Origin of the sequence: Streptomyces sp. NPDC005878 (genome assembly GCF_040629815.1) — a bacterium.
Classification (GTDB): domain Bacteria; phylum Actinomycetota; class Actinomycetes; order Streptomycetales; family Streptomycetaceae; genus Streptomyces.
Window position 1 is genome coordinate 189,517 of the sequence record NZ_JBEXWK010000002.1, and the last position, 13,966, is coordinate 203,482.

The 13,966-nt window shown below is 67.3% G+C and carries 9 protein-coding genes and 1 tRNA gene; all 10 read left to right on the top strand.

The window, feature by feature from the left end:
* The first annotated feature begins 20 nt into the window (after window positions 1-20).
* The 10 genes from ABZ404_RS04760 to ABZ404_RS04805 all read left to right on the top strand — a co-directional run bounded on the left by ABZ404_RS04760 (window position 21) and on the right by ABZ404_RS04805 (window position 13,884).
* Window positions 21-5,036 (top strand): hypothetical protein, encoded by a 5,016-nt coding sequence (locus ABZ404_RS04760; RefSeq protein WP_358831395.1) that lies wholly within the window; start codon window positions 21-23, stop codon window positions 5,034-5,036.
* 2 nt (window positions 5,037-5,038) lie between these two features.
* Window positions 5,039-7,276, top strand: coding sequence for a hypothetical protein (locus ABZ404_RS04765; protein ID WP_358831396.1), 2,238 nt, complete (start codon window positions 5,039-5,041; stop codon window positions 7,274-7,276).
* A gap of 3 nt (window positions 7,277-7,279) precedes the next feature.
* Entirely contained in the window at window positions 7,280-8,377 is a 1,098-nt protein-coding gene (locus ABZ404_RS04770; protein WP_358831397.1) for a DUF5047 domain-containing protein, read from the top strand.
* A complete protein-coding gene (locus tag ABZ404_RS04775; RefSeq protein ID WP_358831398.1) occupies window positions 8,374-8,994 on the top strand; it encodes a hypothetical protein in 621 nt (206 codons plus the stop codon). Before ABZ404_RS04770 ends, ABZ404_RS04775 begins: the two co-directional genes overlap by 4 nt.
* Before the next feature lie 12 nt (window positions 8,995-9,006).
* Complete coding sequence (locus ABZ404_RS04780) at window positions 9,007-9,651, top strand: hypothetical protein (protein WP_358831399.1); 645 nt, start codon at window positions 9,007-9,009, stop codon at window positions 9,649-9,651.
* A 57-nt stretch (window positions 9,652-9,708) separates the two neighbouring features.
* Window positions 9,709-10,527 carry an N-acetylmuramoyl-L-alanine amidase gene (locus tag ABZ404_RS04785; RefSeq protein WP_358831400.1) on the top strand — a complete coding sequence of 273 codons (819 nt, stop codon included), beginning with the start codon at window positions 9,709-9,711 and terminating at the stop codon, window positions 10,525-10,527.
* Window positions 10,528-10,538: 11 nt separating this feature from the next.
* On the top strand, window positions 10,539-10,892 hold the full coding sequence (locus tag ABZ404_RS04790; protein WP_358831401.1) for a hypothetical protein: 354 nt from the start codon (window positions 10,539-10,541) through the stop codon (window positions 10,890-10,892).
* Between the two features lie 407 nt (window positions 10,893-11,299).
* Window positions 11,300-11,626: a hypothetical protein gene (locus ABZ404_RS04795; protein ID WP_358831402.1), complete on the top strand. Its 327-nt coding sequence runs from the start codon at window positions 11,300-11,302 to the stop codon at window positions 11,624-11,626.
* 262 nt (window positions 11,627-11,888) lie between these two features.
* A tRNA-Ser gene (locus tag ABZ404_RS04800) sits at window positions 11,889-11,964 on the top strand.
* Window positions 11,965-12,264: 300 nt separating this feature from the next.
* Window positions 12,265-13,884 (top strand): TROVE domain-containing protein, encoded by a 1,620-nt coding sequence (locus tag ABZ404_RS04805; protein ID WP_358831403.1) that lies wholly within the window; start codon window positions 12,265-12,267, stop codon window positions 13,882-13,884.
* Window positions 13,885-13,966: the final 82 nt, after the last annotated feature.

Here is a 13,966-nt window from a genome sequence, read left to right on the forward strand (position 1 = left end):
AGCTGCGAGAGGAGCTTCTCGTGGCGATCAGCATCGGTTCCGTCGAGGTCGACGTCATCCCCAATACCAAGGGGATCCTGGCGCGCCTCACCGATGCCCTGGTGCCCGCTGCCACGGCAGCGGGAGAGGAAGCCGGCAAGGCGGCCGGCAAGGCCTTCGGACCAGCCATGGCAGGGGCCGTCGATGACACGGTCGCCTTGCAGATCGGTGAAAAGCTGGGACAGAAGATCGCTGACCGCATTGCTGCCGCGGTCCGTGACGCCCTGAAGGACGGGATCACGATCGGGGGCCAAAAGGCCCGGCCCGCAGCGACTCGGCAGGGCGAGGAAACTGGGGGAGCGTTCAGTCGCTCACTGCGCGTCAAGCTGATCGAAGCCTTCCGGTCAATGCCCAAGCTCGACGTGAAGCTGAGCGACACAGGGGTGGACGCGGAGCTGGCGCGCTTGCGGGCTCGCATGGAGACGCTGAGCAACAAGCGCATCGGCATCGATGTCGATGTCGCGGTGGCGGACGCGGAGATCGCCGACATCGAGGCGCGGCTGCGTCGTCTGGGGGCGGCGCATCCCAACGTGGCGGTGCGCGCCGATACCGCGGCGGCGCGGGCGCAGCTTGCTGCTATCAGGGAAGAGATTGACAGGATCTCGACGAATCCCGCACGCGTCCGTGTTGATGTGGTCGGCGCGTTTGGGCAGAAGCTGCGCGCCGAAGTCGCCGCGGCGCAGGCGGCTCTGCCGGACATCCGTATCGACGCAGACACCAGCGAGGCGCAGGCGGACCTCATCGCCTTGCGGGTGCAGTTGGGGACGTTGTCGCAGCAGCGTGTCGGCATCGATATTGATGCGGCGACCGCGCTGGCCCGAGTTGAGGAGATCAGGGCGGAGCTGGCGCGACTGTCGGCGTCGAGCGCAGATGTCAGCGTGCGCGTGGATGCCGCGGCCGCGCAGGCCCGGCTTGTCTCGGTGCAGGCCATGGTGGCAGCACTGGACGGCCAGACGGCACGCATCGATATCGATACCGCAGGTGCCCTGTCGGCGGTCTTTCAGCTGTCGGTTGCGATCCTTGGGCTTGCCGCCCTACCCGTGTTTCCGGTTCTGGCGGCGGGGGTCGGCCTGTTCACGTCGGCGGTTGTGGCGGCGGCAGTCGGGGTCGGCGCTCTCGCGGCTGTCGCGGTGCCGGCGGTTGTGGGAATCGCGGGGGCGTTGCAGGCGCAGAAGGCTGCGCAGGATGCGGCGACGAACTCCGCGTTGAAGGGCGGCCAGGCGGCAGGCCAGGGTGCCGCGAAGGCCTTGCAGCTGGCCGGAGCCCAGCAGGCGCTGGCGACGGCGGAGCGTAATGGCGCGCGGCAGATCGCGCAGGCGCAGCAGCAGGTGGTGCAGGCCAAGCAGGCTGCGGCGGATGCTGTGGTGCAGGCGGCGCTGCGCAATCAGCAGGCTGCCCGCCAGGTGGAGGATTCGGAGCGTCAGCTCGCCCGCGCGCAGAAGGACGCCAAGCAGGCGCAGCTCGACCTAACGGCCGCCCGCAAGCAGGCCGCGCAGGAACTGGAAGACCTTGCCAACAAGTACGCGGACGCCCAGCTTGCCCAGCGCGATGCCGATATTCAGGTTAAGGAGGCCCGTCAGGATCTGAACAAGACGCTGGCGGATCCGAAGGCGACGGATCTGCAACGTCAGCAGGCGCAGCTTGCCTATGACCAGGCGGTTCAGCACCTCAAGGAGCAGACGCTCGAAACGGGTCGGCTCAAGGATCAGCAGGCTGAGGCAGCTAAGAAGGGCGTCGAGGGCTCGGACGCCGTCAGGCAGGCTCAGGACAAGGTATCCCAGTCTCTGCAGGACGTGGTCCTGCGTACCCGGGACGTGAAGGACGCGCAGGCGGAGGCGGCGCGTACTCAGCAGGAGACGGCCCGGCAGATCGCTGAGGCGCAGCGCCGTGTGTCGGAGGCGACCGCGAATGTCGCCGTCGCCCAGCAGAACGCCGCCGACGCAGTCTCCTCCGCTCAGCGTCAGATTGCCTCCGCGTCGCAGCAGGCGGCCGGGGGCGTCGATCAGGCTGCCGTCGCGCAGGCCAAGTATCAGGAGGCTCTGGCCAAGCTGTCGCCCGCCGCCCGGGCTACGTTCGATGCGTTTCTGCGCTTGCGGGACGCGTTCAAGGCGTGGTCAGTGTCGTTGCAGCCCGAGGTTATGCCGCTGTTCACGCGGGGGCTGGACGGGATTCGCCGGTCGCTGCCGGGCCTGACGCCGTTCGTGCAGGCTGCGGCGAAGGCGGTCGGTGAGCTGCAGGACCGGGTGTCGCGGGACTTCAAGTCGCCGTGGTGGATTCAGTTCAAGGCGGAGCTGTCCAGGAGTGTCTATCCTGCGCTGCTCAGCCTCGGGGTCTTCTTCGGGCAGACGTTCAAGGGTCTCGCTGGGGTCGTCGACGCGTTCTTGCCACACTTCGACGAGTTCGGTACGCGCTTGAACCGGCTTGGCGGCCGGTTCGCGACGTGGGGCACGGGCCTGAAGGGGTCGCCCGAGTTCGAGCGGTTCTTGGCCTACTCGTCCGAGCATGCCCCGCTTGTCGGTGAGGCGTTCAGGAAGATTGCGGGCGCGTTCCTTGACCTGTCGAAGGCGCTGGGGCCGCTCGCCGATGTGGCCCTTCAGTTCCTTATCTCCTTGTCGGAGGGGCTGAGCTGGCTGGCGACGAACCTTCCGGGTCTCATCCAGCTGATGTACAGCCTGTTCCTTGCGACGCGTGCCTATGCCATCGCCCAGGTGGCGGTGAATACGGCGCTGGTGGCCTACCGCGGGCTGATGCTGATCGTGATCCTGTTGACGCAGGGCTGGACGGCGGCGATTTTCGAGGCGAACCTTGCCTTCGAGGCGAATCCGGTGGTCGCCATTGTCACGGCGATCGTTGTAGCGCTCGTCCTGCTGGTCCTCGGCATCAAATATGCGTGGCAGCACTGGGACTGGTTCCGCAATTCCGTTCTTGCCGTGTGGACGGCGATTCAGGCAGCCGCCCTGTGGGTGTGGAGCACCGTGCTCAAGCCGACGTTCGATGCGATCGTTGCTGCGCTTCAGGCGGTGGGCCGGTGGGCGATGTGGCTGTGGCAGAACGTGTTGTCCCCGGTCTTTTCGGCGATCTCTACGGCTGCACGGATCCTGATTGTGACGGTGCTGACGGTCCTGGTCGGCCCGTGGGTGGTTGCTTTCCAGCTTCTTGCGTCGATTGCGACGTGGCTGTGGCAGACGGTTCTGTCGCCGTTGTTCGGCGCTATCGGTGCTGCTGCGAGCTGGTTGTGGAATAACGCGCTGGCGCCGTTCGTCAACAGTTCGGTCGGCGGGTTCCAGAGGGTGGGTGCTGCGGCGGCGTGGCTGTACACGAGCGGCATCAAGCCTGCCGTGGATGGCATCGCGGCGGTTGCGGTCTGGCTGTGGTCGAATGTGATTCAGCCGGTGGTCGGCTGGATCGTGGGTCGTTTCCAGGTGCTGGCTGGTGCGGCGATGTGGCTGTGGCAGACCGGCATTGCACCGGCTGTGCATGGTATTGGCGACGCGTTCTCGTGGCTGTGGCGCAGTGCGGTCCAGCCGATTTTCGGGTGGATTGCGGATAAGGCGTCGTGGCTGTATGACCACGGGATCAAGCCGCCGTTCGACGCCATGAAGTCCGCGGTCGGGCTGGTGGCTAGCGCCTTCGACAAGGCGAAGAACGACATCAAGTCGGCTTGGGACAAGGTCGAGGATATCGCCCGGAAGCCCGTCCAGTACGTGGTGGACATTGTCTACAACAAGGGTATTCGCGGTGTCTGGAACAAGATTGCTGGCGCGTTCGGGGCTCCCGAGCTGAAGGAATTCACGTTTGCTTCGGGCGGCATCATGCCTGGCTATACGCCGGGCCGTGATGTGCACAGGTTCATCTCGCCGACGGGCGGTGCGCTGGAGCTCAGTGGCGGTGAGGCCATCATGCGCCCGGAGTTCACCCGTGCGGTCGGCTCCGGGTTCATCGGGGCCATGAACTCGATCGCCAAGACCGGCGGTGCGCAGGGCGTGAAAGCGGCCCTGGCGCCGGTGTTCGGCGGCAACCCGAGTCTCCCGACGGACCGGTCTCTGCGGTACGCGGGCGGCGGCCTGGTGCAGCGGTTCGGGGACGGCGGCATCTTCGGGTGGATCTCGGATGCGGGCTCCGCGCTCCAGGGTGCCGGGTCGGCTGCCTGGAACGGGATCAAGAAGGGAGCCCAGTGGCTCGCTGACACTCTGGAGGCCTCGGCGCGGGCGGGCGTGAAGCACGTCGTCGACCCGCTCCTTGCCGGCTTCCCGGGGATGGACACGGGGATCGGCAAGATGATCCGCAACATCCCCAACAAGATCATCGACGCCCTGTTCGGCTACAGCAAGAAAGCCGACGACAAGGGCGCCGGCGGGATCGGCGGGCCCCGCATCCAGGCAGGCCTCAACTGGGCAAAGACACAGGCAGGGAAGCCGTACCAGTGGGCCGGTGACGGCAACCCCAGCTGGGACTGTTCGGGCTTCGTCTCTGCGATCGAGTCGGTCATCCGGGGCCAGACGCCGCCGCATCGCCGCTGGGCGACCGGCGCGTTCTCCGGCGACACGGCGCCTCCTGGCTGGGTGCTGCACGGCAACTCCCCATACAAGATCGGCATCACGAATGCAGGCGTCGGGCACACGGCGGGAACCCTCGGCAAGACAAACGTCGAGTCGAGGGGCGGTGCCGGCGTCCTCGTCGGCAGCGCCGCGCGTGGCTTCAACGACAGCCTGTTCCAGGACTGGTACGGCTTCCAGCCCGGCCAGTACGACTCCGGCGGCTACCTGCAGCCGGGGATGAATCTCGCCTACAACGGCACCGGCCGTCCCGAGCCTGTGTTCACGACGCAGCAGGCCAACGCCCTGCTGCGGCAGTCCACAACACCGGCCGCTGGGGGCGGGGTCTTCGAAGGCGACCTCTACCTCGACTCCGGAGCGTTCCTCGGTCATGTCCGCGGGGAGGTCCGCCAGGAGATGGCCGGCCTCACCTCAGTCCTCGAAGCCCGCCGCGGGAGGTGACCATGGCCATCCCCGGCAACTTCCTCTCCGCTACGACGGAAGCAGTTGACCCGAACACGTCGGGCTGGGTCGCGAAAACCAACTGCACGATCTCGCTCGGGACGGGGGGCCGTAACGGGGACGGCTGTCTGCAGCTCACCTCACTGGCGTCGGGTGAGATGCAGGCCCGCACTGTCGCCTCGTACAGCGTCATCGCAGGTACGGAGTATGAGGTGTTCGCCGACGCCTCGGGGGTGACGGTTCCGGAGCGGATAGGGATCCGCTGGCTGAACGTCTTCTCGTCGCAGATCTCCATCACCTGGTCGACGGCGACGACGTCAGCGTCGGCGAGTTGGCACCGAATCGCCGTCGCGGGCGTAGCCCCGTCGGGTGCGACGCAGGCACAAGTCATCCTGTCCGCGATGACACCAGGCTCCGCAGGCGTCATCAACTATTTTGAGAATATTTATCTCGGTTTGCCGATCCGCACGACCGGCAACCTGTTGGCGTTCGATACGGAGTCGCTGGAAGCCGGGTCCGCGCCCTGGACTGCGGAGACGAACTGCTCGATCGGAGTCCAGACCCCGCCGACACAGTGGCCGGTGGACTGGTATCTGGCGGGCGGGCAGGTTCTGGCGCTCACTGTCACCGCTACCGGGGACGCCGCCGCGAGGACCGTGGACCGGCCGGCCGCGACAGCCGGTGTGGAATATCAAGGCTATGCCTACCTGAACCCACCCACGTCGGGGTCATCGTGCTGGGTGGAGCTGCGGTTCCAGAACGGGGCGGGTACCCAGCTGTCGGCGACGCGGTCGACGCTTGCCGCCCCGGGGACCGGCTACTACCGGCAGAAAGTCTCGGCGAAAGCGCCGGCTGGCACGGCGACGTGCACCCTGGCGGTGGGCATCACTGCGGGTACGGCGGCGCAGGTCATGCGCGTCGACGGTGCTGTCATCATGCCGGTGCCCGTTTTCCACGACGGGGCTGTGGTGCCGTATGCCGACAGTTCATTCGAGCAGGGCATCGCCGGATGGGTCACCGTCAGCGGTGTAGCGGCAGTTACCCGGTCCACGCCGTGGGGCGTCCAGGCCTATGACGGCTACTACTCGGGCACCATTACCAGCTCCACCGCCACGACCAGCGTCGTGCGGTCGGCGAAGTTCCCGCTGGCCACAGGCGCGGCGGGCAGGAGCTTCCGGGTGGAGACCGTCGCCAGCGTCACCGCGGGCGGCTTCACTCTGACCCGCAGTGTCCGCTGGTACTCCGCGACGAACGTCGATCTGGGGGTCACCTCGTCGAGTGCGGCGGCGGCGCCGACGCCCGGCTGGTGGCAGCTCGACAACTCGTTCACGGCGCCGGCGAATGCGACGCAGGCGGCTGTGGAGTACACGCTGACGGCGACGTCACCGGCCAGCGTGATCCGCATCGACCAGGTCGCGCTGTGGCCGGACCAGCCGTCGTCGGAGGTCGCCGCGGATGATGCGAGCGCCTCGATCACCATCACCGAACGGGACCTGTATTCGGGCTACTACTTCACGCTGTGGCGGGTCACTCCGGACGGGATGCGCACGCTGGTGCGCGGCGAGCAGGGGCTGATCGACGGGCAGTTGCTGGCGAGTAGCGAGCTGGCCGTCACCGACTATGAGGCGCCGCTCGGAGTGGAAGTCTCTTACTACGCCGAGACGCGCGACGGCAACGGCGTACTGGTGGAGTACCGGGAGACGGACACGGTCACCCTTAGCCCCGGGGATGTGAACTACTGCTGGCTGAAAGATCCGGGCTTCCCGGAGCGCAATGTGCGCGCCGTGGTCGCCCGTGCACCGGATTGGGCGCAGCCCATTGAGCAGTCCAAGACGCACGTCAAGGGGCGCAGCAACGCGGTAGTCCGCTCCGATGTGCGGTCGGGCTTGGAGGGTGACCTGGTCCTCTACACGCTGACGGACGAGGAGCGGATCGCGCTGAACCGGCTCCTCGCTGCGGGTCATGTCCTGCTGTGGCAGGTGGCCCCCGGTATGGGCGAGGACGACCTGTATGTGAATGTCGGCCAGGTGGCGCGGCCCCGCGGCGGCGGGATCGCTCAGGAGCAGCTGCGGATATGGACGCTGCCGCTGACCCAGGCCGATATGCCGGTTTCGGTGGGGGTGGCAGGCAGCGCGGGCCGCACCTGGCAGGACATCCTCACGGAGAACACCACCTGGCAGGCGGTCCTCGACCGGTACGCCACTTGGGAAGATGTGCTGTTCAACCGGCCGAAGGGGTGACGCATGTACCCCACCACGGCCCGGTTCCTGCGAGTCATCGCCGAGGACCACAATCCCGTGGATCTCGTGCAGCTGTTCCGGACGAACGGCCAGGTCGAGACGCTCGACATCATCGGCGGCACGATCAACGTCAACCGGGCCAATGCGGTCAGGCGGACCTGCTCGATCACCCTGGCGGACACGGAGCTCATCCCACGGACCGCAGCCGACAAGGTGTCGGTGTCGGGTGCCCAGCTACGGGTGTCCCGTGGCGTCGTCTATACGGACGGCACCAGTGAGCTGGTGCCGCTGGGACTGTTCCGTATCGATTCAGTGGACGGCGATGTCGACGAGGGGCCGGTGACGATCCAGGGCAAGTCCCTGGAAGTCATGGTCGCGGACGACAAATTCACCGCTCCCTACCGTGCGTCCGGTACGGCGGTGTCGGCCGTGACCGCTCTGATCCGCCGTTCGATTCCGGCGGCGGCCGTCGTCGTCACCTCCGAGGTGGTAGATGCGGCGATCGGCCCGCGGACGTTCGACATCAAGGGCGATCCGTGGGCGGCTGTTGTGGAATGCGCGGCGGCGATCGGCGCCGAAGTGTACGCGGATCCGGACGGCACGTTCACGATCACCGCACTGCCGGACATTCTGGCCGCCACCCCGGCGTGGACGATCGCAGCGGGCGAGGGCGGCACCTATGTGTCCGCGACGCGCGGCATGTCCAGCGCCGGCGTCTTCAACGGGATCCTCGCGGCGGGGGAGTCCACCGAGACGGCCACGGCCCCGGTCTCGGCGTTGGTCGTGGACAGCGATCCCGGCAGCCCCACGTACTGGTCGGGCCCCTACGGGCACCGCCCTGATTTCTATTCCAGCGCGACGCTGACGACGAGCGGGCAGTGCATAGCTGCCGGGACCCTGAAGCTGCGGGCTGCACTTGCGCCGAACGCATCCGCACAGATCACCTGCCTGCAAAACCCCGCACTGGCGCCGGGTGATGTGATCCGCGTCGTCTACCCGGACGGTACGAAGGAGCTCCACCAGGCGCAGTCCTTCGATGTGCAGCTGGGCGTGGCGGGCGACTTCACGATCCAGACGGTCTCCGCCAAGGAGGGCACATGAGCGACGGCTCGTCCGGGCTGGCCGTCCACAGCAGCCTGGCTGATGCCATCACCCAGCAGGCAGTCCAGGCCGGGGCATCGGCCCCGGCCGTGCGGGGATCCAACTGGCGTCTGGCGGTTGTGCAGAGTGTGGGCAGCGACGGCACCATCACCACCACCGACGGGGTGGTAGCCCGGCGCCAGGAGTCCTACGGCAACCCGGCCGTCAATGATCTGATTGTCATCGACGTGTCAGGGGCCGGGAACTGGCTGGCCCGCGGCAGGCTCGCGGCCAGCACCGGCCAGTGGACGTCGTTCTCGCTGGCCGCCTCATGGTCGGCAAACGCCTCCTACTACACGCCCGCCTACCGGCTGCATGGTGACGGAACGGCTTCCCTGTGCGGGCTGGCGCAGCTGTCCGGGTCACTGGCGGACGGGGCGACGGTGGCGACGCTGCCGACGGAGGCCCGTCCTGCCAAGCAGGTCCGCTGCGCGGTGCAGGTCGCGGTCGGCTACTTCGGGGTGATGACCATCCTCACCACCGGCGCCATACAGCTCGGCGACTACAGCGCCGCACTGCCCGCCACAGGCAACAAGTACGCACAGTACGACGTCTTCGGCCGCTACCGGCTCGCCTAGAAAGGGGGCCGTATGGCCACGGACCAGTACGGGCAGAGCATCACTGTCCCGCAGCTCACCGACCCGCCGAACATCGCCACTCTGGCGACGTCACTGCAGGCAGTCCTGTCGCGGACCGTCTTGACGTTCGCGTCGGCGACAGCCCGCAACGCGACGCTGACCTCGCCGGTCGAGGGGATGACGGCGTGGCTGCAGGACGTCAACTTGATGACTCAGTACGACGGGTCGAGCTGGGTGACGGTGCCGCTGGGCGGGACGTGGGCGGCGTACACGCCGTCGTGGACTGCGGCGACAACGAATCCGGTGCTCGGCAATGGGTCGATCGCGGGCCGGTGGACGAAGGTCGGGACGATGGTGACCTTCGCCATCAAGATCACGGCGGGGAGCACCACCACGTTCGGCCAGGGCTCCTGGTCGCTGAGTCTGCCCACCACCGCCGCAGCCGGCATCGACATGGTGGGGCGAGTACTCGTTGGCGACGCCTCTGCAGGCACCTCCGGCTACAGCAACGGAGTCGCCTATATCGCAGCCAACGGCACCACCGTCGAGCCCTATGCGGGCGGCAAACAGGACACAGCGATCTGCACCAGCCTCGGCCCGATGACCTGGGCGACCGGCGACCGCCTCTGGGTGAGCGGCACCTACGAAACCGCCTGACCCGACAACCGCGCCCACGCCCCGCGACCGGGGCTTTTTTCATGCCCTGGAGGTGCCATGTCCTGGTGTCCTTTCGCGACCCGGATGGAACTGCAGCCCGAGTCCGACGCACAGCCCGCAATCAACCCGACGCAACTGATCTTCCACAGCATCGCCGCGCCGTGGACTCCGGGGCACATCTACGAGTACTGGCGGGACTCGACGAACCTTGAGTCCCACTTCGGTCTCGGCTACGACGGATCGCTCGCGCAGTTCATCGGCACACAGACCCGGGCCGACGCCAACTACCTGGCGAACCGGCGGCCCGACGGCACGGGCGCGATCTCCCTGGAGTCCGCCTCCAACCTGAACCACACCGACCCGTGGACGGACGCGCAGATCGCCACCCTGATCCGGCTTGGCGTGTGGGCCCATCAGCAGCACGGCATCCCGCTGCGGATCTGCCGCACCGCAGACGACCCCGGGTTCGGCTACCACCGGCTGCACGCCGCATGGTCCACGGGCGGCACCGCATGCCCAGGCGACGCGCGCGTCGCCCAGTTCAAGTCCGTGGTGTTCCCGGGCATCGTCGCCCGCGCCACCGGCACACAGGAGGAAGACATGCCGCTCACCAGCGACGACGTAAAGAAGGTCTGGGGCTACAGCAACGGGGACACCCCCGACGTCCACCAGACCGTCGCCGACGCAGCCTCCTCGGCCGCGGCAGCGAACACTGCCGTCAAGGGGCTCGGGACGAAGGTCGACAGCCTCAGCAGCAAGCTCGACACTCTCGCCGCCAAGGTCGGCTCGCTGGAGACGACCGGCCTGACAGCCGAGCAGATCACGGCCATCGCCAACGCGGTCGCCGACGTCCAGGCCAAGCGCCTCGAAAGCTGAAGGAGCGGTCCATGAGAATCTTCGGACGTGAACCGGCCGTCATCATCGGCGTGATCAGCGCTGTGCTGTCCCTCGTCGTCACCTTCAACGTCGGCCTGTCGACGGATCAGGCGGGGGCGATCGTTGCGGTCGTCTCCGCACTGTCGGCTGCGGTCACCGCCGCACTGACCCGGCCGATCGCCCCGTCGGCGTTCACGGGCATCGTCACTGCCGGTGTCGTGCTCCTCGCCGCGTACCATTTCAACGTCTCTCCGGAGACGGTCGGCTCGCTCAACGCGCTCGTACTCGCCGTGCTCGTGTTCCTGACCCGCGGCCAGGTGTCGCCGGCAGTGGCTCCGCCGGTCCGCGCCGTTTCGGATGTGTAGGTGCATTGCCGGTTGAGGCAGCGGCTCGGCACCCGCGGACCGTTCCTCCTGTTCATGGGGGTCGGGAAGATCTGCTGGGGCGTCGGTATGATCGCCACGCCGATGGCGACGAACGGCCTCGGTCTGCTGACTGACATTGCCCCGATGCACTGCTGGGCGTGGATCTGGATCCTCGCTGGCGCCACAGCTTTCACCTGCGCTTGGCTGAAGTTCACGCAGGACAAGTGGGGGTTCCTCGCGGCAACGGTCCCGCCAGCCCTGTGGGCTTTCGCGTTTCTGTGGGGTGCCCTGCTGGATCACTATCCCAGGGGCGTCTGGATTTTCCTCTGGTACATGACGTCTCATTGCGGGGTGATCTACAGCGCGTCCCGGGTCCCGCCCGACGCACGTAGTAAGGAGCGGGCGGGATGGACTGGGTAACGATCGGCGGGGCTGGACTCACGCTTGTCGGGGTCGTCGTGACGGCACTCCTCACCTATCGGGGCACGCGGACAGCGGCAGCCATCCAGGCCGCCCCGCAGGCCAAGGCAGGAGACCTGGCCGTACTTCAGGCGACGGTCAAACGGGTCGATGAGGAGAACAGCGCCCTGCGAGTACGCCAGTCGCATCTGGAGTCACTGCTGCGCGCGTTCGCATGGACGGCGGACCGCTGGGCACGGCAGATGAACCAGGCCGGCATCACGCCTGATCCGCCGCATCCTCTGGTGGATGAGTACAACCGAACTGGAGTGTGAGCATGCCTGAACGGCCGCCGCGCCAGCTACCCCCCCGACCTGATCCGGGCGGCGCCGACATGGACACCCAAGTCGACCTCGGCTGGGCCGAACCCCAACCCGAACCAGCACCCCCTGAGCCCCCGGCCCCGCCGGAAGAGCCCTCGCCCGGTGACGGGTGAGAACGGCCCCGCCACTTTGGTGGCGGGGCGCTTTTGCATGCCGTGCACGGGGTGTTGCCAATTCAGCTCGGCGTTTGTTGCCGCCGTCCGCTACATTGGGTGAAGCCCAGGTGCGAAGGTGCGGGTTACTTCCACTGTTAATGGGGTGGTCGCGGGTTCGAGTCCCGCCCGGCTTCGGTCGGTAGCTCAGTTGGTAGAGCGCCTTGTTGCCTGCACCGATTTGATCTCTGGACCTACAACTTCAGACTTCTGCACCTCCCGGTGCGCAGGGCCCGGCTCCTTCCTTTGGCGAAAAGTGCCGGTCCCGTCTTTGATCTCGGGAGGCACCAGCATCGGGGCGCCCGGTGCGATGGCTGCACGGTTACTTCTTTGGTTGAAGCGCCTTCGGGCGCGCGGGCTCGATACCCGCAGGACCGTCGCCGACTTGATCTCGGGCGTCTCACGCAGTGCTTCCCCTCCACAGCGAGGGGCTTCTTCATGCCGCGTTTCAACACCCGCAGCACCCGCCCGGCCGCCAGCTCGCCCGTGACCACGACCGGGGAGCGTACTGCCACCTTCGAAGGCGCCACCGGACACCTGCGGGACGCGAAGAGTGAGCTCTTCTTGCTCGCCGTCTCCAATTACGTCTCCAAGGACACCTTCTACGAGAAGGGTGGCGACCGGGACGATCGCTACGCCCGGCTGGTGCGCCAGCTGGCCATCGAAGACCCCGAGTGGACTGCTGGCCTGCTCAAGTGGCTGCGCACTGAGGCGAACATGCGGACCGCCGCGCTCGTCGGTGCGGCTGAGTTCACTGCCGAGCGCCTGCTCCGGGAGGCGCCTGGCTACTCGCGGCAGGTCATCGACTCCGTCCTTCAGCGCGCCGACGAGCCGGGCGAGATGCTCGGCTACTGGACCAGCAAGTACGGACGCCGAGTCCCCAAGCCCGTCAAGCGTGGCGTCGCCGATGCGGTGCAGCGCCTCTACAACGAGCGGTCCCTGCTGAAGTACGACACCGATTCCAAGGGCTACCGGTTTGGCGACGTCCTCAACCTGGTCCACGCCAGCCCTGCCGACGACAAGCCGTGGCAGGGTGCTCTGTTCCAGCATGCCCTCGACCGTCGCCACGGCAACGATGACGAGATCTTCGGTCGGCTTTCGACTCTCGTCTGTCGGCAGAGGCTCATGGCACTCCCCGTGGAGGAGCGTCGTCAGCTGATCGCCGAGAATGTGGACGCCAGCGGAGAGTTGCAGCGGGCCGCGATGACGTGGGAGGCGCTGGCGGGCTGGCTCCAGGGGCCGATGGACAAGGCCGCGTGGGAGGCGGTCATCCCGTCGATGGGGCTGATGGCGCTGGCCCGGAATCTACGGAACTTCGACGAGGCCGGCGTCCCGGACACGGTCGCAGCACAGATCTGCGCCCGGTTCGCTGACGCCGAGCAGGTAGCCAATTCGCGCATGTTCCCGTTCCGCTGGTGGGCGGCGTACAAGCATGCGCCGTCGCTGCGGTGGGCGCATGCGCTGGAGCAGGCGCTCGGTCACTCGCTCGCCAACGTGCCCCGCCTGTCCGGCCGGACGCTCATCCTTGTTGACCGGTCGCCGTCGATGTTCCCCGGCTACGCCTTCTCCACGCCGAATAGGTCGGACATCACCCTGGCCGAGCAGGCTGCCGTCTTCGGCTCGGCCCTGGCGCTCCGCGCTGAGCAGCCCACGCTCGTCGAGTTCGGCGGCCAGTCCAAGGAGATCGCCGTGCCCAAGGGCGGCAGCGTCCTGCGTCTCATCGAGCAGTACGGGCAGATCGACGGCACCGACATCCCCACGGCCGTCAAGAAGCACTGGTTCGCCCACGACCGGATCGTCATCGTCACCGACGAGCAGACCCGGCCCGGCTGGCTGCCTTCCAACATGCGTGGACACGGCGGGATGGGGGAGACCCAGATTGACGACTTGGTGCCGAAGAACGTGCCGGTCTACATGTGGAACATGGCTGGCTACAAGCCCGGCGCCATGCCGTCCGGTAAGCAGGGGAGGCACACGTTCGGCGGGCTCACTGATCAGGCCTTCGCGCTGATCCCGCTCCTTGAGGCGGGCCGCGACGCCAAGTGGCCCTGGCTGTAGCCGATCAAGGGCCGTCCCTGTGGGGCGGCCCTCTTCGCTGTGCAAAGCGAAGGGTTCGCCCGTGCAGCGGCATAGCGGATGG

Bases quoted from the DNA above. Each gene is read 5' to 3' on its own strand.
- ABZ404_RS04765 (WP_358831396.1), top strand. From the start codon at position 5,039: ATGGCCATCCCCGGCAACTTCCTCTCCGCTACGACGGAAGCAGTTGAC.
- ABZ404_RS04770 (WP_358831397.1), top strand. From the start codon at position 7,280: ATGTACCCCACCACGGCCCGGTTCCTGCGAGTCATCGCCGAGGACCAC.
- ABZ404_RS04775 (WP_358831398.1), top strand. From the start codon at position 8,374: ATGAGCGACGGCTCGTCCGGGCTGGCCGTCCACAGCAGCCTGGCTGAT.
- ABZ404_RS04780 (WP_358831399.1), top strand. From the start codon at position 9,007: ATGGCCACGGACCAGTACGGGCAGAGCATCACTGTCCCGCAGCTCACC.
- ABZ404_RS04785 (WP_358831400.1), top strand. From the start codon at position 9,709: ATGTCCTGGTGTCCTTTCGCGACCCGGATGGAACTGCAGCCCGAGTCC.
- ABZ404_RS04790 (WP_358831401.1), top strand. From the start codon at position 10,539: ATGAGAATCTTCGGACGTGAACCGGCCGTCATCATCGGCGTGATCAGC.
- ABZ404_RS04795 (WP_358831402.1), top strand. From the start codon at position 11,300: ATGGACTGGGTAACGATCGGCGGGGCTGGACTCACGCTTGTCGGGGTC.
- ABZ404_RS04805 (WP_358831403.1), top strand. From the start codon at position 12,265: ATGCCGCGTTTCAACACCCGCAGCACCCGCCCGGCCGCCAGCTCGCCC.